Source organism: Methylovulum psychrotolerans (genome assembly GCF_002923755.1).
Classification (GTDB): Bacteria; Pseudomonadota; Gammaproteobacteria; order Methylococcales; family Methylomonadaceae; genus Methylovulum; species Methylovulum psychrotolerans.
The window spans coordinates 267,589-289,115 of the sequence record NZ_PGFZ01000005.1 but is presented as its reverse complement, the minus strand read 5'-3'; the positions used below and the strand labels follow the sequence as shown (position 1 = coordinate 289,115).

Here is a 21,527-nt window from a genome sequence, read left to right as displayed (position 1 = left end):
CTGTTTAGGGGATGGGTGCGGCAGGCAAAAGCCGACCCCTTATGACAATTTAAACACACCAATCGCCGCTTGCAGCTCTTCCGCCGCCCAGACCAAATCAGCCGACAAACTGGTCTGCTCGGACATTTTTTCGTAAGTGGAATGGGCGCTCGCATCGATGCTGACGGCGCGGAAACGCAACTGTTCGGCCACGGCGGTTTGGGCGACCGAGTAGCGGGCGATACGCTGTATCGAGTCCACCAGCAATTCGGTGCTCAGACGCGTCTGCTGCATCCGCTCGCCCGCCTGCCCCGCCAATTGCGTGCCTTCGACCACATTGGTGATAACGGCATTCATGGCACTGACGGTATCGGCGGTTTCCTGTTGGATATTATTCACCAACTCCTCGATTTCCGCCGCCGCTTCGCTGGAGTTTTCCGCCAAACGCTGCACTTCTTCCACCACCACCATCAGGCCTTTACCCGCCACGCCCGCCGAAGCGGCATGCATACTGGCGTTCATCGCCAATAAATGGGTCCGCGAAGAAAAGCTGTCCAACAGCTTGACGATACCGCCAATCTCCTGCGAACGTTCGCCCAAGCGTTTGATTTTTTTCTCGGCATCGTTAATGGTCGTGCGGATTTTGTTAATACTGGCAATGGTCTGCGAGACCGATTCCTCGGCATTTTCGGTGGTGTTGATGGCTTTGAGGGAGGTTTCATTGGTCACTTGCGCCAATTCCGAAATCAATTGCATGGTCTCTATCGCCTGCTCCAATTCCGCTAAAGTCTCTTCAATCTCTTGTTGCTCTTCACTAGCCGATTGGGTAACAGAGCTGGATTGCTCTTTCACTTGGTTGGACGTGTCCACAACTTTTTCGGCAACAACCCGGACATTTTCCAAAACGGCTTTAATGGATTCGGTCAATTGGTTAATCGAGTCGGCAATGGCTCCGGTAACATCTTCTTCAACGGGCAAAATCACCGTCAAATCCCGTTGGCTGAGCATGAACACGTTTTGGATCATGCGGATGATAGAAGTATTGATAGCATCATTTTCGCGCTGTTTCTGGATGAGGGCCTGTATTCTTTCATCCAACAAATTATCCAGGGTAGTCGCCAACTCGCCCAATTCATCAGAACTGCTAAGGCGGCTTCTGACCTCGGTGTCCCCCGCCGAAATTTTACGGACGGTATTTTGGATCACCGCCACCGGCCTTAACACCCCAAATTGCAGAATGAAAAAAGTCGCCACCAAAGCGATCACCATGACCGTTACGGAACCTAAAAATAACCGTAACTTAATGCTTTTTTCCGCGTCAAAAATCAATTTGTCCTTAGCCTGATAATCTTGCTTAATTGCAAAAAACCGCCCCATGAGCGGCTCCATTGCTTTGATCAGGGTTTCGATATGCTCACTGACGGCCTGTTTTTTATCGGCCTGGGAAGCTTTCAGATCAACCAACTTATGAAATTCGTCCTGATAATCCAATAACCGCTGCTGGATGGCATCGACCAATTTTCTGTCGTCATCGGTGCGCAAAAAATACTCGACGGCAATAATGGCATCGTCCGCCAAAGACATGCTTTCATCAAAATTGTCCACCATGGCCGCTTGTTGTTGGAACTGGTAGTCTTTTTGATACCCCCGCGCTTCCAACACGTCAATCGTCACCGAATCGACTAAGCTCGATAAGGTGCTAAGCTGCTGGTTTCTCTCCAACGTACCTTCTTCAAGCTGGATGGTCTGATAATAGTTAAGCCCTAAGGATAACAAGCCCATAGCCAAAAAACCCGTCACGATAAGGAATTTTATCGGCAGTTTTAGGTTTCTAAAGGGTTTCAATAACTGCATAGTGTTTCCTCGCAAGTCAAATTAGCGCAGACACGGCTAACTCAGGAGTGATGATTGGTAGTCTTGGAACAGCGCTTTTACCGATAACAGCCAAGCATCGTAGCGGCAATCCAACCACGTTTTGCCGCTACCCGTATACGCCGCATAAACAAATGGCCGTATCTGCTCAGGGATATTGGCGACACTATCCAAATCGGCTTCCTGTAAAGCGTTAAGCAATTGCGGGTAGCTATCGATCAGCAGGCCGCACATGTTCGGTGGGCTATCGATCACCAACAGCCAATGCGGGTGTTTGGCGGTGGTTTGCGGTGCTGGCGGCAAGAGCAATTCGGGAACGGAAAATACCGCAATGACATCACCACGATGGTTAGCCATGCCTTTACACCACGGCGGCGCTAAGGGTAGCGGCGAAATTCTGGGAACGTCAAGCAATTGCACTGGGATTCCAGACGGTATTAACAAATGCAGTTGCCCGACACTAAAGCCATGGCGGATAACGCTATTATCTGTAGCGTCTTGTTGTCTAGCGGCTGGCGGGGCGGTCGGCGTACCGTTCATAACAATACCTAAATGAAATGGGCGACCTGTTCGAGTATCTGGTCATCGGTGTAAGGTTTGGCGACCAGCGCCACGGCCCCTTGCAAGGTAGCCCATACTTTATCGGCAGGCTGGTGTTTTATGGACACGATAACAATCGGAATGCCTTTGGTGTCGGCGGCGGTGGTAAGCTGCCGACACGCCGAATAGCCGTCCAATTCGGGCATCAGAATATCCATAAAAATCAGGTCAGGGTGTTCGATGCGGGCTTTCTCTACCCCTTCCCGGCCATTTTGTGCCAATGACACGGTCGCGTTCACGTTCGCTTTAGCCAGTACGGCGCACAGCCGTTGCCGGTCAATAAGGGCATCATCCACTACCAAGATTTTTTTTGTCGAAGCCATTGCCGCCACCTTTAAGCATATTTGCTGTTGGAGTTTTTGTTTTAGTCGCGGACACTAAAATTGTCCACCCATTTGGTAATGCGCTGCATCACTTTTTGAAAGTCTTCATGGACAATAGGTTTGGTCAAATAAGTTGAACAGCCGGCAATAACGCCTTTGACTTCATCCATCGGCGAGGTTTTTGCCGTCAACATAATAATCGGGGTTTTTTTCATGGCCGGGCGTTTACGCATCTGGGTGCAAGCCTCAAACCCATCAATGCCGGGCATCATAATGTCAAGGAAAATAAAGTCGTAGCGCTGTTCCTCGGTCATGGTTAAGGCTTCTTCGCCGCTGCCCGCAAAGTCGATATGCACAGTGGCCGGCAATTTCTCCAGTTCCAACGCCAAAGCCTTTTGCATCGGTAAGCTATCGTCCACCACCAACACGCGGTATTGCAAGGCGGTGTCGCCCTCAATAGGAGCGGCTATGGCAGCGGGTTCGGCCGTGACTGTTATGGCTGTGTGTTCGGGTTGGGCGGGTGTGGACGGCGGCTCTATGCCCCCTACCCCCGATAGGCCATCTAAAACCCGTAACACCCGTGATGCCACTAACGGAAAAGGCAAGTGAAAATACCCGGCCTGTTCGGGCGGCTGTTTGGCAACCACGCCGATTTGCACGGGTAATCCAGACAAACCCGTCAACTGCGCTTGATACGCACCGACCTCACCAAAGACCAACAGCACATCCGGCACACCCGAAGCATCAAAAGCCTGTAATGTGTAAGCCGCGTTTTTCGCCAGGGGCAAAATTTTTCCAAGCTTGGCCTCTTCTGTTGAAGGAAATCCTAAGGTGCTTATTTTCATTGCCTATTATCCTTTAAAATGTAGCTAAATTGATTCTGTATTGGCGCATGGCGTAGGCTGGCGGAGATTAATAGCCCTGGCAAAAAACCAGTGCCAGACCCAAACTTGTCCGCCGATTGCTATGGCTTTTCCGCCTTTAAGTTCATTGTACTGCGTTAAATACGAAAAACCTGCATAAAATCGCAAGCCTTACGGTATTTGCTGGTGAGTGAATTTATAGCTTACCCTTAGCCATATATAACAGAGCGAGTGGGAACAAAAATATTTTGCCACCCTATTTGCAACAATACCTAGACATAATTAAATGGCGGTTAGGCAAGCACTTGGGGAAATACCCGAAACACATTATATAATAATGATTTTTATATAAAAATTAATAATCGAAAAGAACAAAAGCACACCTAAACTACAACATCAAAAGCAAAAAGACAGGCGGCTTTTGCAAATTTTCAACATTACACAATACACAATGCCGATATGGGCATAAGCGGATACGTTTTTACGCCATGACAGAAATTTTTCTGCCATTGTGCGTAAGAAATCTGTTGCTCTTCCGACTAAAGCAATGGAAATGGCCGTTTTACGCAAATAGACCGACGGAGCTTGGCGGTACTTTTGCCTACCAACGCCTGTCCGCAAAATTTAATACCGTGTTGGGAACTTTACCGCAAAACGATGGTTTAACAGAGCATGGTTCGTCTGACGCTGAACGCTAATGTGCCTGCCGATTCATGTTTATTTTTCATCGAAGCCCCTCTAACCTTCTGCTTGCCTATCAAGATAGGATTTACTATCTTGATAGGCAAGCAGAAGGTTTTTTTTGCCTCTACGTCTATAGGCCATCATTATTGCGGCTTTATCGGCAGCCACGGCCAATCTCCGCTGCCGTATTGCTTCCTACGTTACGGATTTAAACGTAGACAACCCGACGTTAACGGCCTACAGCCTCCGGTTTGGGTTGGCTCTTCACACAACAGTGGCGATTTAAACCCGCAAACGCTTGGGAACCCGCGAAAAAGCTGTAAAATAGGTACTTTTATTTTAACCCTGCCTTATTATGCGTACAACTCAGTTCCCCCTCAATACCGTCAAAGAAACGCCTGCCGATGCCGAAATTATCAGCCATCAGCTCATGATCCGCGCCGGCCTCATCCGTAAACTGGCCGCCGGGCTGTATAGCTGGCTGCCGTTAGGTTTGCGGGTGTTGCGCAAAGTCGAAAAAATCACCCGTGACGAAATGGAAAAAGCCGGGGCACTGGAAGTGTTGATGCCGACCTTGCAACCTGCCGAACTCTGGCAAGAAACCGGACGCTGGGAACAATACGGCCCCGAATTGGCACGCCTGAAAGACCGCCATGACCGCGACTTTTGCTTAGGGCCCACGCACGAAGAGATCATCACTGATTTGGCGCGTAACGAACTGAAAAGCTATAAGCAACTGCCGATTACCTTTTATCAGATACAAACGAAGATCCGCGACGAGATACGTCCGCGTTTCGGGGTCATGCGCTCGCGCGAATTCATCATGAAAGATGCCTATTCTTTCCATCTTGACCAAGCGTCCTTGCAAGAATCTTATGAGGTGATGTACCGCGCCTACAGCAATATCTTTAACCATCTGGGCTTAAAGTTCCGCGCGGTGATCGCCGACTCCGGCTCTATTGGCGGCGCCATTTCGCATGAGTTCCATGTTTTGGCGGATTCCGGCGAAGATGCCATCGCCTTTTCCAGCGCCAGCGATTATGCGGCCAATGTCGAAAAAGCCGAAGCCTTGGCCCCTACGGGCGAACGCCCTGCCGCCAGCACACCGATGGTTCTGGTTGACACCCCTGCCCAACACAGCATTGAAGAAGTTTGCACCTTTTTGACCATTGCCCCAACCCAATGCCTGAAAACCCTTATTGTCAAAGGTGAAGAAGAGGGTTTGGTGGCACTGCTGTTACGGGGCGACCACGAACTGAACAAAATCAAGGCGGAAAAACTGGCCGGTGTCGCCGCGCCGCTGACTTTCGCCAGCGAAGCCGACATTATTGCCGCCTGTGCCTGTAAGCCCGGCTCTATTGGCCCTATCGGCCTGACCATGCCGATTATTGCCGACCGTAGCATCGCCTTAATGGCGGACTTTGTCTGTGGCGCTAACCAAGACGGCAAACATTATCAAGGTGTCAATTGGGGACGCGACCTGCCCTTACCCGAACTTGCCGACCTGCGCACTGTCGTCGAAGGTGACCCTAGCCCAGATGGCCAAGGCCATATCACTTTAGCGCGGGGTATTGAAGTCGGCCACATCTTCCAGCTCGGCACCAAATACAGCGGCGCAATGAAGGCGGGCATCATTAACGAAGCCGGCAAGCACCAAATCATGCTGATGGGCTGTTACGGCATCGGCATTTCCCGCGTCGTCGCGGCGGCTATCGAACAGAACCACGATGGCCGAGGCATTATCTGGCCGACCAACCTCGCCCCGTTCCAAGTCGCCCTGCTGCCTATGAACATGCACAAATCGGAGCGCCTGAAAGCCTTGGCCGAACAGCTCTACCAAGACCTGCAAGCGGCGGGCATTGACGTGCTGTTTGATGACCGCAAAGTCCGCGCCGGCTTTATGTTCTCAGATATGGAACTGATCGGTATCCCGCACTGCATTATCGTCGGTGACAAAAGCCTGGATAACGGCACGGTAGAATATAAGGCCAGAACCTCGCGCGACAATGAAGAATTGCCGCTTACCGACGTACTGGCGTTTCTTCAGGCTAAATTGGCATAAGCTCTGCTGGCCCGGCCAAACAATAATATCACCCTAACTTGTCGGGAGTTACCCCGGCTAGGCTCGCCACCGCTTCGGATAGCTAAGCGCTTTCCAAAGCGGCCTTATATGCCGCCGCCTTACCGTAAACGCCGCATTGCCAAGCAAGAAAGAGGGATTTGCAGCAACGAATTACCTTTGTCGTCCATGTTGGCCGTTAACTTAGTGTAAAATAAACCAAGCCTAGCGACATAACAGCTTATCCTGGTTTCATATCATCCTAAGAAACAGCCTGTTAGTGGTAATATTGGCACAATCGGCAGTTAAGCTAACATCTGGATATTTTATGCACCTGAATATATTGGCAAGTTTTAAGCGTTTTGATGGATTTAATAATTCCGCTAGGGTAAGGCTACAGCCTGCGCGTGTTTTGGCTTCCCGCCCCACCGCTCTCTCAGGTAGCTGGCTAAGCCGCCAAGCTCCCCGTTGGTTCATGTACGCCTGCCTGACGTTAATGGCTCCGCCGCTATTGGCCAACGACCCCATCTTAAATCCGACACCAGCAGTTCCGGCTCTTGCGCCTGTCAGCCAAGAAATCACCGCAATCATTACTGCTAAACAACATCCTTTGCTGTTACCCGGCGGCTTTGCCAGTCGCGCCGACGATTTGGATGCCCTCTATAAAATGGCTAACTACCAACCGCTCTGGCTGGGCACAGAGACATCGGAAAAGAATATCACGGCGTTACTGGAGCTATTAGCCAATGCGGCAGTAAATGGCTTACAAACCAGTCATTACAATCTCGACACCTTGCAGAAAAAAATGCCCGCCATGCTGCATTTGGATGCGGATGCCTACCGGGAACAGGCCAGTTACGACACCGCCTTGAGCCTGTCGCTGTTGCGTTTTTTACACGACTTGCATTATGGCCGTATCAGCCCCCAGGTCATTAACTTTAACCTCAAGCTCCGCGACAAAAAAACCATCGACCTGCCTGCCCTCATCAAGGCCAGCACCGAACAGCAAACCGTCGCCAGCCTGCCTAGCATGGTCGAGCCGCAACTGAAGCAATACCAACTGTTAAAAACCGCCTTAGAACATTACCACGCCTTGGCGCAACAGGCCAAACCTTTCGCCATGACGTTTAAAAAACCCATCCGCCCTGGCGAAAACTTACCCGAATTGGCGGATCTGCGGGATTTACTGCATACCTTAGGCGATTTGCCCAGCAGCCAAAGCAATGGCAAAGCGACCCGCTATAGTGATGACACCGTGACCGCCATGAAAAGCTTCCAGCGGCGGCATGGTTTATCAGGTGACGGGGTGATCGGCAAATCCACTGTAACGGAACTTAATGCGGGCTTGGAAAAACGGGTAACCCAAATTAGCTTGGCGATGGAGCGCCTGCGGTGGTTGCCGGAACTGGGCAGCGGCCCTTCCATTGTCGTCAATATCCCCGCGTTCCAACTCTGGGCACTTGATGACATTAATGATTTACAAACCACCACCACGCAAATGCGGGTAGTGGTCGGCAAAGCCATGAAAGCCCAAACACCGGTACTGATGGCGAGCATGAGCTTTATTGAATTTTCCCCTTATTGGAACGTGCCTTACAATATCGTCAAAAATGAGATATTGCCCAAATTGGCCAATGGCCCAGGCTATCTAAACTCACAAAATATGGAACTGGTCGGCAAAAGCGGAGCGGTCGGTTTTTCGGGTGCGGCACTGGCGCAATTAAAACAAGGGACGCTAAGAGTCCGGCAAAAACCGGGAACGAGAAATGCGTTAGGACGGGTTAAATTCCTTTTCCCTAACAAAGATGATGTGTACTTACATGACACCCCCGCTGATGCTTTATTTAGCCGTTCACGGCGGGATTTTAGCCACGGCTGTGTCCGCGTCGACGATCCCCAAGCTTTAGCGGAATTTGTCTTGAAAAACCAAAAAGGCTGGGACAAGGCTAAGATACAACAGGCCATGAAATCGGTAAAAATGCAGCGGGTCGTTTTGGCCAAACCCATTCCGGTACTGTTTTTTTACACCACGGCCTTTTTCGATGAGCATAACCAATTAGTGTTTTATCCCGATATCTACGACCATGACACGGTCTTACTGGAGGCGTTAAAAAATCCTGGCGAACTGTCCGATCAAATGCTCTTTGTCCAAGCCAACGATCCAATTAAGGTAAAAGACGACGCGGTTCTGCCCGACATCGGCACCGATGCCCTAAAAACCGTCGATATTAACAAATAGCCTTCACCACAACCTAATATCCCCCGTGTCCAGATGGACAAAATCGGCATGGGGATAATAGCCGACCCCACCCCGCTGCATCGCCACCGCCGCTTGCCTAATGACGGCGGTCGGCACACCCTCAATACGGATATCAATCGCCCTACCCTCCATATGCAAGCTGTGCTTGGCGACCCCATGGCTTTGGCGGCGCAGTTGCGCATTCGTAAACGGCGAACGGTACCCGGACACCACTTCGATGGGCTGGCTGATACCTAGCCACTGGCTCAAATCATACAACTGGTCAAGCAACGCCGGATCAATCGGGTGCAACTCATCAGTATGGCTATCGCGTAGCAAATAATCCACTTCGCTTAAAGCATTATCAAGATAACGGCCTTGGTCAAAATAAGTGACTTGGATGGCATCGCCCGTGTGCGGACGCAGTAAGGCGAGTGTTCGGGGCGGTGGGGCATAGTGGCGGAGGGCGGCTTTGGCAATCGAAGGGGTAGTGGCCGCTAATAGGGAACCACAGACTAACTGCTTTAAAAAACGGCGTTTGGTCAGCACGGGCGGTTGCGCCGTGTCGGTGTCATGAGGTCGGTTCATTGGCAAGCTCCAAAATTTTTGCCTATTTTGCCTACAATTGCCTTAACAAAATCTTAAATCCGCTTTTTTTACCCGCAAAACTTGCGGCTTCTGATCGCCGCACCCACTTTTTTTTAAATCCCCCTGCCACAACCAAGCGGCCACAGCCGCAAAAATGCTTGAATTATGGTCTGTGCCTGCTCCAGCATCCCCTTAATTATACCGGTCAGATAAAATTACTTATATCCCTGTATTTTCAATCATTACCAGGAAAACAACAATGCCGCGAACAAACATATAATTTTTGAAAATGTGAAAAACTACCTTATTTAATTTGCATCACAAAATTTCCTGCTTTTTATAATCAAACAAAATCACATATTTTTTTAAAAAATGTGAGAAATTACCTCGGAATTCTAAAGAAGTCTTGTTAAAATCCGTCCGTTTTTTGATGGAGTTCACACTTTTCAAGTATTAATCTAGCAATCGGGTAATAAGTATGATAGCAAAACACCGCTTTACCACATTGAAACTCGCCTTCTTGCTGCTGGCTAGCCAGTCCGTAATGGCGGCAGATTTCAGCTTTACAGGCAACTTCACTCAAGACAGCGATGTCCAGCTGTTTAGTTTTTCCCTAGCCTCAGACTCTTCATCTTTTATTATCGACACCTTGTCTTTGAACGGCGGAACAAATGCCGCAGGTGCAACTATTGGTGCGGGGGGCTTTGACCCTTATCTTGCCATTTTTAAAGAGTCCGATGGCCAATGGTTCTATTCCACCGAAATCAAAAATGCCGGTGATGAAGCCATTATTTCTAGCAGCCTGTTATTTGCCGGCAACTACCTATTAGCATTGACCCAAACCGACAATTTCCGGGCAGGCGACTATTTGACGGACGGCTTTGCATTCGATTTGGGCCTAACCAGCTTTTCTCCTACCCCGTTCACCACTAACGGCGGCGGCGGTAGTGGCCAATGGGCGGTTGACATCAAAAATGTCAGCGCGGCTGATACCTACCCATCATCGCCAGTACCTGCCCCAGCGGCCTTACCCCTGACGCTGATTGGCCTACTGGGCTGGCAAGCCAGCAAAGTAGCAAAAAAAATCCGTACCACAACCGCTGCTTAAGCCGTAACCGTTTGTCTAGGAGTTGCCAGCCGTTCAGGTTAGGGTAACTCCATCATCGATAAAATATTTTTTGGAGTTGCCATGCGCTTATCTTTCACACCCCTACACGCCGCTATCGCCTTAGCGTGCCTTAACCCAATCACTGCCCATGCCGTGGTTGCCCCGCTTATCGCTGATGTTAATTCAGCAGCGACCAATACGGGCGGTGCAGTAGCCATTAATATTGTTTCCAGCAGCAAAGCCCTGTTCAATTTTGATTTATCGGCATTGCCTAGCGGCATCACCTCCAGTGATGTTGCCAAAGCCACCCTGGTCTTTTATGTAAAAACCATTCCCAGCAGCGGCAAAATCCAAGCGAGCCCTATCACCCAAGCATGGAGCGAAGGGACTGTCACTACCGCCCCCACCCAAGGTGCGGCAGCGGCCAGCAGCGCGACCATTAGCCGTGCCAATAGCTATTTTGCTGTTGACGTCACCAACTTGGTTCTGGATTGGGTTGACAATCCTGCCAATAACAACGGCTTAGTTTTGGAACCTGATGCTTCAACAACCAACACATCCATCACTATAGACAGTAAAGAAGCCCTGCAAACTAGCCATCCGGCTTATCTTGAAATTTCATTAAAAGGGCCGGCGGGAGCGGTTGGTGCTACGGGTGCGACCGGAGCGACAGGGGCAACCGGCCCGCAAGGCCCCACAGGATCGACTGGCGCTACAGGGGCAACCGGCCCGCAAGGCCCTACAGGATCGACTGGCGCTACAGGGGCAACCGGCCCGCAAGGCCCTACAGGATCGACTGGCGCTACAGGGGCAACCGGCCCACAAGGGCCTACAGGATCGACTGGCTCGACCGGAGCAACCGGCCCACAAGGCCCTACAGGATCGACTGGCTCTACAGGGGCAACCGGCCCACAAGGCCCTACAGGATCGACTGGCTCGACCGGAGCGACTGGTTCAACCGGCCCGCAAGGCCCTACAGGATCGACTGGCTCGACCGGCCCGCAAGGCCCGACGGGAGCCACGGGTTCAACCGGCCCACAAGGCCCAACGGGAGCCACTGGCTCGACCGGCCCGCAAGGCCCGACGGGATCAACTGGCGCTACAGGGGCAACCGGAGCGACTGGCTCAACCGGCCCTCAAGGCCCTACCGGTTCAACAGGCGCTACGGGAGCGACAGGCTCTACCGGAGCGACGGGCGCCACTGGTCCAGGCGTACCTACAGGCGGCACCGCCAATCAGGTGCTATCTAAGATTGACGGCACTAACTACAACACCCAATGGGTAACCCCTGCTTCGGGTTCCAGCATCCCTGTTTATGACAACAGCGGCACAGCCATTTCAAATGTGCACATCGTTACTGGCAAAATCACAGGAATAGGTGCCAGCAGCTCAGGCTCGGTCACTTTTAGCAGCAACGCCGTTTTTGTTGGTAATGCCCCAATTTGTGTGGTAACACCTTTGACTTCTGCTGGCACCGTCAGTAGCCCACCAAGAATATCAACCACCACAACAAGCCTTAGCGTATCCAACACCAATACAGTTAATGCTCTAGATGTCTCTTATCATTGTATAAGCAATTAAAAGCTATAAAACATTAAACCTTACCCTCCGTTTAGCCATAACCGCCATACGGTTAAGCGGATTTTATTGAATGGCGAATACTATTATTATTGAGGAGTTCATTATGTCAGAACCTTTTGTCGGCGAAATCCGTATGGTCGGCTTTAATTATGCCCCACGCGGCTGGGCTTTGTGCGATGGCCATACACTTCCCGTTGCCCAATACCAAGCTCTGTTTGCCTTACTCGGCGTAACCTACGGCGGCGACGGACGCACTACCTTTGGCTTACCTGATTTACGCGGGCGGGTGCCAGTAAACCAAGGCGCCGGCCCTGGCTTAAGCACCTATACGATGGGCCAAAAAGCAGGTAGTGAAACAGTTACCTTAACCAGCGCCCAAATACCTAACCATACCCATGGCTTGAACGTTTCCAGTGGTCACGGCAATCTCGCGACCCCTGTCAACAACTTTTTAGCTGTACCTATCGATAATAATGGTGCCGCCGATATGCAGGATTTTGCCGGTTTGGCTAATGCAACCATGAATGCGGCGGCAATTGGTGCAACGGGTGGCAACCAAGCCCACACCAACATACAGCCGTATTTGTGTGTAAACTTTATTATTGCCTTAAACGGTATCTTCCCAAGCAGAAACTAAGGGCGGGCCTTGCCAACACTCGGCTTATAAAAATGGGCATGACATAGCGAATATCCGCCAGACCTTTCAGGCTTTTTTACGCAATAAGGCATTGAAAGGTCTGGTCGGCGCTGACGGAATGATTTTCCGAGCCTATTTTACCGTCTTAACCTGATTCGCCATACAGTTAAGCGGCCATTTACTTTAAACGGCGGATACTAATTATTATTGAGGAGTTCATTATGTCAGCACCTTTTATCGGTGAAATCCGTATGGCAGGTTTTAGTTATGCCCCGCAACCCGGCTGGGCTTTATGTGATGGCAGAGTGCTAGCCATTTCCCAAAACCCAGCACTGTTTGCCCTAATCGGTATAACTTACGGCGGTGACGGCCAAAACACCTTTGCCTTGCCCGACTTACGCAGCCGAGTTCCGGTAAATGAAGGTAGTGCCCCTGGGTTAAGCTCGTATCTGTTAGGCCAACGGAGCGGCATAGAATCGGTAACCTTATCTTATGCTTCTTTGCCCAGCCACAGCCACGCTTTAAACGTGTCTAGCGCAGACGGGACTTTACCGACACCCGTCGGTGAGTTTTTGGCTAAACCTATTGATAAGCTCGGCAACGCGGATATGCAGGATTTTGCCAGTGCACCTAATTCCATCATGAACCCAACAGCGGTTAGCGGAATACCTAACAGCGGTCAGGCGCACCCCAACTTACAGCCTTATTTGTGCGTAAACTTTATCATTGCCTTAGAGGGCATTTTCCCAAGCAGAAACTAAGGGCTGTTTTTGCCATAGCCTCGGCCACTAAAAACGATTAAGGCATTAGCTCCGCCAAACCTTGCAGATTTATGCCTCTTAAAGCACAAATCTGCAAGGCCTTAAGCAGTAAGTTGCCTGTCCGGCACTCGTTACCCTAGCCGAGGCTACGCCTTTCTGTTACCATTTTTTCTTTTAGCCAACACCCCTACCACCATGCAGGCGATTACCCTACGCCCCGAAACGGCGGCTGACGAGCTGTTACTGCGGCAAATTTACGCAGCTAGCCGTAACGAAGAACTGGCCTCCGTACCTTGGACAGACGCACAGAAAAGTGCCTTCCTAGCCATGCAATTCGATTTGCAACGCAGCCATTATCGGCAACATTATCCGAATGCCGATTTCCTTATCGTCAGCCAAGCGGACAAGCCTATCGGACGTTATTATCTGCATCGTGGCGAAACCGACTTGCTGTTGATAGACATTGCCTTATTGCCCCCTTACCGTAGGCAAGGCATCGGTAGCTTGCTGTTGTACAACCTATTGGCAGAAGCCGAAGAGTTTAACAAACCCGTGCAACTGCATGTGGAGCAGTTCAATCCCGCGCAACACCTTTACCTAAAACTGGGCTTTTCTGTCATCGAAGATAAAGGCGTACACCGCCTGATGCAATGGCGGCCACAAGCCAGTAATCCTTAAAAAAAACCATGCCAGCACAAACACCTATTTCTGCCTGCCGTTTACCGCTCGCGTTCAATGCCGCCCAACTCCAAGCCGATGTGGCAACGTTAGCTCCTACCGACTGGCAAGCCCATTTCAATAACAGCATTTATCAAGGCGATTGGAGCGCCGCCGCCTTACGCGCCGTTCCGGGCAGCCATAACGCGATTTATTCCGATCCTAACGCCGAAACTTGGGCGGATACCGAACTGTTGGCGCGTTGCCCACATCTGCAAGCCGCCCTTAGCCAGTTTGCCTGCCCGTTGTTGTCGGTGCGGCTTTTACGGCTCGCGCCTAGCGCCGTTATCAACGAACACCGCGATCATGGCTTAGGCTTGGATGTCGGCGAAGTCCGTATCCATCTGGTTATCAGCACCAACCCCGATGTCGAATGCCGTATCGACGGCAAGCCTTACCATTGGGCGGCGGGGGAATGCTGGTATGCCGATTTTAGCCTGCCGCATTTTTTTGCCAACCGGGGCGACACTGAGCGCGTCCATCTGGTACTCGACTGCAAAGTCAATGACTGGCTTTTGGCGCTCTTAGCCGCTGCCGAACAGGCCACGCCCAATGCGCCTTCCCTGCCACCACTGACAGTTGCTTGGTTGCACCAACAAATGCAAGATAACCCTGAACTGCACAGGCAGTTATTTGCCATTAACACCAGCGATGCCTTTATCGCCGCCTTGGCCAATGTGGCCACACGTTCCGGGCATAGCTTGGACGAACCGGAATTAAGGCAGATAATGCGCCAAAACCACCGTGCTTGGATTGAAAGGAACTTGCCATGACCACAACCGATGCTTTAACGGACTGGATACCCTTATATCTGCAACGCGGCCATGTCCATTGGTGTTATATGGGGCAAGAGCGTTTTGTCGAACCGTTTTGCCAAGACACCTTACAAAAACTCGCGGTCAAACCCTTTAACCAATTGTTCCGCCAACGCACCGAGTTATCGGTATTAACCGAACGCGCCCTTAGCCATCCGGGCTTGCCCTTACAAGGTATCATTTTCCATAGCAGCCGTTGCGGCTCAACCTTGGCCGCGCAAGCCCTCGCCGCCTTATCCGATAGCGTCGTGCTATCGGAACCGCCTGCTATTGATACTTTTTTGCAATGGCTAACCGCCTCCCCGGATTTTGACAAACAGGCAGGCGAAGCCTTACTGCATGACCTCACTGCCGCACTGGGGCAACCGCGCCGCGCCCAAGACCAACGTTTATTCCTAAAAACCGATTGCTGGCATATCTGCCATATCGGGCGGATTCTGAGCGCTTTTCCCGGTACGCCGTGGCTATTCCTCTACCGCGACCCACTGGAAGTGCTGGTTTCGCAAGCGCGTATGCCTTCATCGTATCTGATCCCCGGCTCAATGATAGCGCACGGCCTTTATCCGCCCGAACAGCTCTTTAACCAACCCTTAGAGCACGGCGCGTGGGTGCTTTCCCATATCCTGAACGCGGCTATCCAAGCCCTGCAAACTTATCCGGGCGGCTTACTGGTCAATTACAGCGAATTGCCGACGGCCTTGACAACCCGCCTTGCCCCACATTTTAAGCTGCACCTGAACGGCTCTGACCTTACCGCTTGGCAACAGACCACAGCCCGCCACTCTAAAAATCCCCAGCAGACTTTTACCGCCGATGCCGCCGATAAACAGCGCGACGCCGATGAGGCGATACGCGCCATCGCCGCGCGCTGGTTAGACACGCCTTATGCCGTATTGGAGCAAATGCGCTTGGAACGGCTGACAGGCCTGATAAACTAAAGGACAGGTATGGCTAGCATAGGCTTAGTGATGATCGTTAAAAACGAGGCCAAGGTCATCCGCCGCTGCCTAAGCAGCGTGTTACCCTTGCTAGATTATGTGTTAATTGCGGATACCGGCTCCACTGACGGTACGCAAGACCTCATCCGCGCCTTTTTGCGTGAGCAGCAATTGCCCGGCCAAGTACTTGACGAACCGTGGCAAAATTTTGCCGCGAACCGCAATTCGGTACTGGCCAAACTGCGTGGGCGCACCGAGATAGATTATGCGCTGATGATTGATGCCGATGAAGTATTGGTGTTTGCCCCTGACTTTGACTGCATGGCCTTCAAAAACAGCCTGTCCGCGCCTGTCTATGACATCCCCACGCACTTTAACGGCCTGATCTACAACCGCCCACAACTGTTCAGCAACCGCCTGCCGCTGGTTTATAAAGCCGTGTTGCACGAATATCTGGACTGTGCCGATCTTAGCCGCGCCCTAGTGGGCGGCTTTTTTAACCAGCCCACTACAGACGGGGTAAGAAGCCAAAACCCCGATAAATTCCGGGCCGATGCAACCCTGTTAGAGCAAGCGTTACAAACCGAAACCGACCCGTTTTTAATCTCGCGCTATACTTTTTATCTGGCGCAAAGCTACTGGGATATTGGCGAGTTGGAACGGGCAGTAGAGACTTATTTACGCCGGGCGCAACAAGGCTTTTGGCAACAAGAAGTGACTGTCAGCCTCTACAATGCCGCGCACCTGAAAGAAGTGCTAGGCCATCCGCCTGAAGAATTATTGACACTGTATCTTCGTGCCTTTGAGGCCTGCCCAAACCGCGCCGAAGCCTTACATGGCGTAATGCGGCTTTGCCACACCTTGGGTAAATACCAGCAAGGCTATGTGTTCGGCAAACACGCCCTGACCCTGAGCAACCCGCCCGATGCCTTGTTTGCCAAACAGTGGTTGTATGACTACGGCTTATTGGATGAATTCGCTATCACCGCGTATTGGGCGGGGCATTACCAAGAGTCGTTGGCCGCTTGCCAGCAACTGCTGGCCGATAAGCGTATCCCCGCCGAACACTGGCCGCGTATCCGCGCAAACGCCGGCTTTGCCATCGCCAAACTTAACCAACCGGAATTAAGGGGGCTATTGCCAAGTTAAAAGCCAGCAATACGGCTCTTCCAGCCATTAGCCGTTACTCAAGCGCTATCGTGCCCTCAATACAATGGCTAATGCCGACAGCCGGAACTTCCAGCGTCATACTGACCGCAACCGTTTCTGTACCGCTCAATTGCCCTGCTTCAACAGCCTTTAAAATAGCATGTTCGATTTCCCGTTGCGAGGTGATGCCGACCGTTTTCAAAAACTTTCTGATTTCGATGTTAAAGATATCTTCGTTCATCTGCATTCTCCTGTAGCTGATCATTACGCCAAATAGCCGTACAAATTTTTTAACCTACTCGCATAGTGAGGGGCTGTATTTTTAACCCAACCCCACATAGTATGACTTGGCATATATGTCCTGCCCTAAAGGTTCATTCAAGACAATCAATCTTCAATGAACGGGTTTTATCATGGAAATTAAAATCGCTAAGGTCGTGTATTGTCGCTTTGGCACCAAAAATCAGCTCGGAATCTTCTTTGATGTCCTGTTCCGTAACCCCTAAAGAACGCATTAAATCTGGATATTTTGCCATTTCCTTTAACGTGAGTTTAAAGTTGAGATTTTCAAAAACCGTCACTTTCGCCTTAGGCCCGACTTTAATGCTGTCAATGCGCAAATCCCAATTTTCGCCATTGACGTTATGTAAATTGTCCAGTTGCACCGGCCCGTTCAGCCGGACATGCTCGCCCGTATAGTTAGTGCCATGAAAAAACTCGGCCCAACAGGCTTCGTCCCCGGCATAAGCCGTAGCTACCGTGCCTAATAATAATGCCGTAACGCAACACATTTTAATGCCGCTGAATAATCGGATGCTGTTCATTGTTATCCCCTCCTCCATCTTTTATTGATCGAATGGCATTGCCGCCCTGACCGCTGTTGGGAATCCAATGCCCGTTCAGCCTGTTCACTGTAACGTCGGAAATAACGCATATAGACAGGCTGAGGTACTTAATGCCCTCACCGTTAGGTATGCAAGCGCTATCAAAGCAAGCGTTAAGCCGATAGCGCGTGTAAAAAATGGGCGGTCGCCCGCAAAATGCAACCGAACCGAGCCATCATCCCCCAACAAGGGCAGGAACCTATTCTTAGAGAGCCTATAAAAGCAAGGCAGTTCAACAAACATAAAAAAAGGCAGCCTAAGCTGCCTTTTTCACTGCACGGATTAAAAATAACCGCTTACAGTTTTTCTTTAATACGCGCCGCTTTACCGGTAAGATCACGCAGATAGTACAGTTTGGCGCGGCGGACATCGCCACGGCGCTTAACAATAATTTCACTGATCATAGGGCTGTGGGTTTGGAAAACCCGCTCAACGCCTGTACCGTGGGAAATTTTTCTGACGGTAAACGCCGAGTTTAAGCCACGGTTACGCTTAGCGATAACAATGCCTTCAAACGCCTGAATCCGCTCACGCTCGCCTTCTTTTACTTTTACTTGTACCACAACAGTGTCGCCTGAGCTAAATTCAGGGATTTGTTTTAACTGCCGCGCTTCCAATTCATCAATAATATTGCTCATCACTACACCTTTTTATTCAATTCTACTATAAATTCTTTCAGCAGCTTGTCCTGTTCTGCATCCAAATTATTATTTTTTAATAAATCTGGCCGTCTTTGCCAGGTTCTCCCCAGTGCTTGCTTCATCCGCCAACGCGCTATTTCCGCATGGTTTCCGCCCATTAACACGTCGGGTACTGCACGGTCATTAATCTGTTCAGGCCGCGTGTAATGCGGACAATCCAAAAGGCCAGCGGCATGGGAGTCCTGCACTGCCGAATCGGCATCACCGAGCACACCCGGCAACAAACGGGTGATGGCATCAATCACTATCAGCGCGGCAAGTTCACCGCCGCTGATGACGTAATCGCCTATCGACCATTCTTCATCACAATCCAGATCAACAAAACGTTCGTCTATGCCTTCATAACGCCCCGCCACCAACACCAATTGCGCCAGTTGGCTGGCATCCTTGAGCAATGCCTGGGTTATCGGTTTTCCTTGCGGACTTAAACAAACCACCTTGCGCCCGCCCGCCGGAGTGGCGGCTTGCTGCGCTGCCGATACGGCATCATGCAAGGGTTGGTATTTCATCACCATGCCAGGGCCACCGCCATAAGGTCGGTCATCGACCGTTTTATGCCGGTCTTGGGTATAATCCCTAGGGTTCCAAACCGACAGGCTGACGATGTTACGCTCAATGGCACGGCCTGTTACGCCATAGGCGGCAGCGGCAGTAACCATTTCAGGAAACAAGGTGACAACATCAAAACGGGTCAGAACCATTAAAATTCCGGGTCCCAGTCGACAACCATCAGTTGCGCCGCCAAATCAATACGGATAATGGTTTGCCCCTGCAAGAACGGGATAGCCCTAGGACGCTCGCCGCTCACTACGACGACATCGTTAGCCCCTGTTTCCAGTAGGCTATCAACAACGCCTAACGATACGCCGTCGGTCGTTTCAACGTTTAAACCGAGCAAGTCCGACCAATAATATTCATCAGCAGCCGTTTTTGGCAATTGTTCAGGGGTGATAAAAATCGTCCAGCCCATTAATGCAGCCGCCTGATCCCTATCGTCTATCCCCACCAGCTTGGCCACCACCGCCCCGCCTTGTAACGCCCCTTCAATCACCTTAACGGTTTTCGTCTCATTGCCTTTGCTCAGCAGCCAAGGCGAATAGCTTAGGATATTGTCGCGCGGGTCGGTAAACGAAAAAACTTTTACCCAGCCTTTGATACCGAAAACGCCGGACACTTCGCCAACGTTAACCAGCCCTTTATCTGCCAAGCGGATTAAGCGGCTGCCTTAGCAGCGTCTTTAATCAATTTGGCGACGCGGTCAGAAGGCTGTGCGCCTGTGGCCTGCCAGTAAGCGACGCGGTCGCCGTCTAAACGTAATCTTTCTTCATTGCCACGCGCTAATGGGTTAAAAAAACCGACGCGTTCGATATAACGGCCATCACGACCGCTTCTGCTATCGGTGACAACGACGTGGTAAAAAGGGCGGTTTTTTGCACCACCTCTTGAAAGACGAATGGTTACCATCTAATTTCCTCAAAAAAACATTTAATAATTGTTAATCCGCCTATTTTACGCGAATTTACTGATAAGTGAAGAAAAATTAATGCCGACTTCAGGCAATCGGCAGATTTTCTTCCCTAGGAACTATCTTCTCAGATTCTTGGCGTTGCTTTTCAGGCCGCGCATCATATTCGCCATGTTACCGTTTTTCATTTTCTTCATGACCTTTTGCATCATCTGATACTGCTTTAAAATCCGGTTAACATCTTGTAATTCCTGACCACAGCCGACCGCGATACGCTTTTTGCGGTTGCCCTTAATCAAATCAGGGAAACGGCGCTCCTGCATGGTCATGGAGTTAATCACCGCAATTTGCCGCGCCAACATCTTGTCGTTCATCTTTTCTTTGACTTCTTGCGGCACTTTATTCATGCCGGGCATTTTTTCCATCATCGAACCGATACCGCCCATGCTTTGCATTTGTTGGAGCTGCTCGCGCAGGTCTTCCATATCAAAGCCTTTGCCTTTTTGCATTTTGCGGGCAAATTTTTCGGCCTTTTCCTTATCGACCTTTTTCTCAATCTCTTCAATCAGGCCAAGAATGTCACCCATGCCCAAAATGCGCGAGGCGATACGGTCAGGATAAAACGGCTCCAGTTCCGAGGTCTTTTCACCGACACCGATAAACTTAATCGGCTTGCCGGTGATATGGCGGATAGACAACGCCGCCCCGCCCCGGGCATCGCCGTCGGCCTTGGTCAAAATCACCCCGGTCAGCGGCAGGGCATCGTTAAATGCCTTTGCGGTTATCGCGGCATCCTGTCCGGTCATGCTATCGACCACAAACAGGGTTTCAATCGGCTTAATGGCGGCGTGCAAGGCCTTAATTTCGACCATCATCTCATCATCGACATGCAGACGGCCTGCGGTATCGATGATAATTACATCCAAGAATTTGCGCTTTGCCGCGTCGATGGCGTTTTTGGCGATCTCGACCGGATCTTGCGAAATGTCGCTAGGGAAGAAATCCAACGACAAATCCGCCGCCAAGGTTTCCAACTGCTTGATCGCCGCCGGGCGGTACACGTCAACACTGACTACGCCGACTTTTTTCTTATGGTTTTCTTTCAGCCAACGGCCCAGCTTGGCGACCGTGGTGGTTTTACCCGCCCCTTGCAAGCCCGCCAACAAAATTACCGCAGGCGGCACAGCCTTAAGGTTAAGGCTTTCGTTCGCCTCACCCATGACCTTAATCAATTCGGCCTGCACCAGCTTAATCATCGACTGGCCGGGAGTCAGGCTGGACTGGACATCCTGCCCTAATGCGCCAAGCTTGACTTGTTCGATAAAATCGGTGACAACAGGCAGCGCGACATCTGCCTCCAGCAACGCCATACGCACTTCGCGCAAGGTATCCTTGATGTTGTCTTCGGTCAGGCGGGCCTGACCCTTGAGTTTTTTCAGTGTGTCGCTTAAGCGGTCGGTTAAAGTATCAAACATATCGGCGTTGTTATTATTCTTAAAAGACAAAGAAGCTATCCGTAGGCATAAATGCACTAGGACTATTTAACCTGTTATATTAACATAGC

The 21,527-nt window shown here is 50.8% G+C and carries 23 protein-coding genes; 11 read left to right on the top strand and 12 right to left on the bottom strand.

Going from position 1 to position 21,527, the window contains the following annotated elements; all coding sequences use genetic code 11:
- Positions 1 to 39 precede the first annotated feature (39 nt).
- Genes AADEFJLK_RS13235 through AADEFJLK_RS13220 form a run of 4 tightly spaced genes read right to left on the bottom strand, consistent with a single transcriptional unit; the run spans position 40 to position 3,619 of the window.
- A complete protein-coding gene (locus tag AADEFJLK_RS13235; RefSeq protein ID WP_103974602.1) occupies positions 40 to 1,833 on the bottom strand; it encodes a methyl-accepting chemotaxis protein in 1,794 nt (597 codons plus the stop codon).
- Positions 1,834 to 1,869: 36 nt separating this feature from the next.
- The gene (locus tag AADEFJLK_RS13230) at positions 1,870 to 2,391 is read right to left on the bottom strand and encodes a chemotaxis protein CheW (RefSeq protein WP_088618653.1); all 522 of its coding nucleotides are present in this window, start codon (positions 2,389 to 2,391) and stop codon (positions 1,870 to 1,872) included.
- 8 nt (positions 2,392 to 2,399) lie between these two features.
- Positions 2,400 to 2,774: a response regulator gene (locus AADEFJLK_RS13225; protein ID WP_088618654.1), complete on the bottom strand. Its 375-nt coding sequence runs from the start codon at positions 2,772 to 2,774 to the stop codon at positions 2,400 to 2,402.
- 41 nt (positions 2,775 to 2,815) lie between these two features.
- Positions 2,816 to 3,619 (bottom strand): response regulator, encoded by an 804-nt coding sequence (locus tag AADEFJLK_RS13220; protein ID WP_103974601.1) that lies wholly within the window; start codon positions 3,617 to 3,619, stop codon positions 2,816 to 2,818.
- Positions 3,620 to 4,125: 506 nt separating this feature from the next.
- Between AADEFJLK_RS13220 and AADEFJLK_RS25130 the strand changes: the two genes are divergently transcribed.
- The 3 genes from AADEFJLK_RS25130 to AADEFJLK_RS13210 all read left to right on the top strand — a co-directional run bounded on the left by AADEFJLK_RS25130 (position 4,126) and on the right by AADEFJLK_RS13210 (position 8,619).
- Positions 4,126 to 4,335, top strand: coding sequence for a hypothetical protein (locus AADEFJLK_RS25130; RefSeq protein WP_146054592.1), 210 nt, complete (start codon positions 4,126 to 4,128; stop codon positions 4,333 to 4,335).
- A gap of 341 nt (positions 4,336 to 4,676) precedes the next feature.
- A complete protein-coding gene (locus AADEFJLK_RS13215) occupies positions 4,677 to 6,383 on the top strand; it encodes a proline--tRNA ligase (protein ID WP_088618656.1) in 1,707 nt (568 codons plus the stop codon).
- A gap of 325 nt (positions 6,384 to 6,708) precedes the next feature.
- Entirely contained in the window at positions 6,709 to 8,619 is a 1,911-nt protein-coding gene (locus AADEFJLK_RS13210; protein ID WP_088618657.1) for a L,D-transpeptidase family protein, read from the top strand.
- A gap of 3 nt (positions 8,620 to 8,622) precedes the next feature.
- Here AADEFJLK_RS13210 and mepK read toward each other — a convergent pair whose 3' ends face one another.
- The gene (mepK, locus tag AADEFJLK_RS13205) at positions 8,623 to 9,207 is read right to left on the bottom strand and encodes a peptidoglycan L,D-endopeptidase MepK (protein ID WP_088618658.1); all 585 of its coding nucleotides are present in this window, start codon (positions 9,205 to 9,207) and stop codon (positions 8,623 to 8,625) included.
- Positions 9,208 to 9,685: 478 nt separating this feature from the next.
- Here mepK and AADEFJLK_RS13200 point away from each other — a divergent pair, with 478 nt between their 5' ends.
- The 8 genes from AADEFJLK_RS13200 (at position 9,686) to AADEFJLK_RS13165 (ending at position 16,913) form a co-directional block, all read left to right on the top strand.
- Entirely contained in the window at positions 9,686 to 10,315 is a 630-nt protein-coding gene (locus tag AADEFJLK_RS13200) for a DVUA0089 family protein (protein WP_088618660.1), read from the top strand.
- An 81-nt stretch (positions 10,316 to 10,396) separates the two neighbouring features.
- Positions 10,397 to 11,896 carry a DNRLRE domain-containing protein gene (locus AADEFJLK_RS25885; RefSeq protein WP_103974600.1) on the top strand — a complete coding sequence of 500 codons (1,500 nt, stop codon included), beginning with the start codon at positions 10,397 to 10,399 and terminating at the stop codon, positions 11,894 to 11,896.
- A gap of 103 nt (positions 11,897 to 11,999) precedes the next feature.
- Positions 12,000 to 12,533 carry a phage tail protein gene (locus tag AADEFJLK_RS13190; protein ID WP_103974628.1) on the top strand — a complete coding sequence of 178 codons (534 nt, stop codon included), beginning with the start codon at positions 12,000 to 12,002 and terminating at the stop codon, positions 12,531 to 12,533.
- A 221-nt stretch (positions 12,534 to 12,754) separates the two neighbouring features.
- The gene (locus AADEFJLK_RS13185) at positions 12,755 to 13,294 is read left to right on the top strand and encodes a phage tail protein (RefSeq protein ID WP_088618662.1); all 540 of its coding nucleotides are present in this window, start codon (positions 12,755 to 12,757) and stop codon (positions 13,292 to 13,294) included.
- Between the two features lie 195 nt (positions 13,295 to 13,489).
- Positions 13,490 to 13,972, top strand: coding sequence for a GNAT family N-acetyltransferase (locus tag AADEFJLK_RS13180; RefSeq protein WP_088618663.1), 483 nt, complete (start codon positions 13,490 to 13,492; stop codon positions 13,970 to 13,972).
- 8 nt (positions 13,973 to 13,980) lie between these two features.
- On the top strand, positions 13,981 to 14,784 hold the full coding sequence (locus tag AADEFJLK_RS13175) for an aspartyl/asparaginyl beta-hydroxylase domain-containing protein (protein WP_103974599.1): 804 nt from the start codon (positions 13,981 to 13,983) through the stop codon (positions 14,782 to 14,784).
- Positions 14,781 to 15,764 carry a hypothetical protein gene (locus tag AADEFJLK_RS13170; protein ID WP_088618665.1) on the top strand — a complete coding sequence of 328 codons (984 nt, stop codon included), beginning with the start codon at positions 14,781 to 14,783 and terminating at the stop codon, positions 15,762 to 15,764. The genes AADEFJLK_RS13175 and AADEFJLK_RS13170 overlap by 4 nt, the downstream gene beginning before the upstream one ends.
- A 9-nt stretch (positions 15,765 to 15,773) precedes the next feature.
- Positions 15,774 to 16,913: a glycosyltransferase gene (locus tag AADEFJLK_RS13165; RefSeq protein WP_103974598.1), complete on the top strand. Its 1,140-nt coding sequence runs from the start codon at positions 15,774 to 15,776 to the stop codon at positions 16,911 to 16,913.
- A 34-nt stretch (positions 16,914 to 16,947) separates the two neighbouring features.
- Here the strand turns inward: AADEFJLK_RS13165 and AADEFJLK_RS13160 are convergent, their stop codons facing one another.
- From AADEFJLK_RS13160 to ffh, 7 genes are all read right to left on the bottom strand, one after another.
- Positions 16,948 to 17,154: a DUF6494 family protein gene (locus AADEFJLK_RS13160; RefSeq protein ID WP_088618667.1), complete on the bottom strand. Its 207-nt coding sequence runs from the start codon at positions 17,152 to 17,154 to the stop codon at positions 16,948 to 16,950.
- A 133-nt stretch (positions 17,155 to 17,287) separates the two neighbouring features.
- Positions 17,288 to 17,737, bottom strand: a complete 450-nt coding sequence (locus AADEFJLK_RS13155) for a beta/gamma crystallin domain-containing protein (protein WP_088618668.1) — start codon at positions 17,735 to 17,737, stop codon at positions 17,288 to 17,290.
- Positions 17,738 to 18,093: 356 nt separating this feature from the next.
- Entirely contained in the window at positions 18,094 to 18,435 is a 342-nt protein-coding gene (gene rplS, locus AADEFJLK_RS13150; protein WP_088618669.1) for a 50S ribosomal protein L19, read from the bottom strand.
- A 2-nt stretch (positions 18,436 to 18,437) separates the two neighbouring features.
- Positions 18,438 to 19,199 carry a tRNA (guanosine(37)-N1)-methyltransferase TrmD gene (trmD, locus tag AADEFJLK_RS13145; protein WP_103974597.1) on the bottom strand — a complete coding sequence of 254 codons (762 nt, stop codon included), beginning with the start codon at positions 19,197 to 19,199 and terminating at the stop codon, positions 18,438 to 18,440.
- On the bottom strand, positions 19,199 to 19,705 hold the full coding sequence (gene rimM, locus AADEFJLK_RS13140) for a ribosome maturation factor RimM (RefSeq protein ID WP_103974596.1): 507 nt from the start codon (positions 19,703 to 19,705) through the stop codon (positions 19,199 to 19,201). The genes trmD and rimM overlap by 1 nt, the downstream gene beginning before the upstream one ends.
- Positions 19,706 to 19,710: 5 nt before the next feature.
- Positions 19,711 to 19,962, bottom strand: a complete 252-nt coding sequence (rpsP, locus tag AADEFJLK_RS13135) for a 30S ribosomal protein S16 (RefSeq protein ID WP_088618672.1) — start codon at positions 19,960 to 19,962, stop codon at positions 19,711 to 19,713.
- A 120-nt stretch (positions 19,963 to 20,082) separates the two neighbouring features.
- The gene (gene ffh, locus AADEFJLK_RS13130) at positions 20,083 to 21,438 is read right to left on the bottom strand and encodes a signal recognition particle protein (RefSeq protein WP_088621528.1); all 1,356 of its coding nucleotides are present in this window, start codon (positions 21,436 to 21,438) and stop codon (positions 20,083 to 20,085) included.
- Between the last annotated feature and the right edge of the window lie 89 nt (positions 21,439 to 21,527).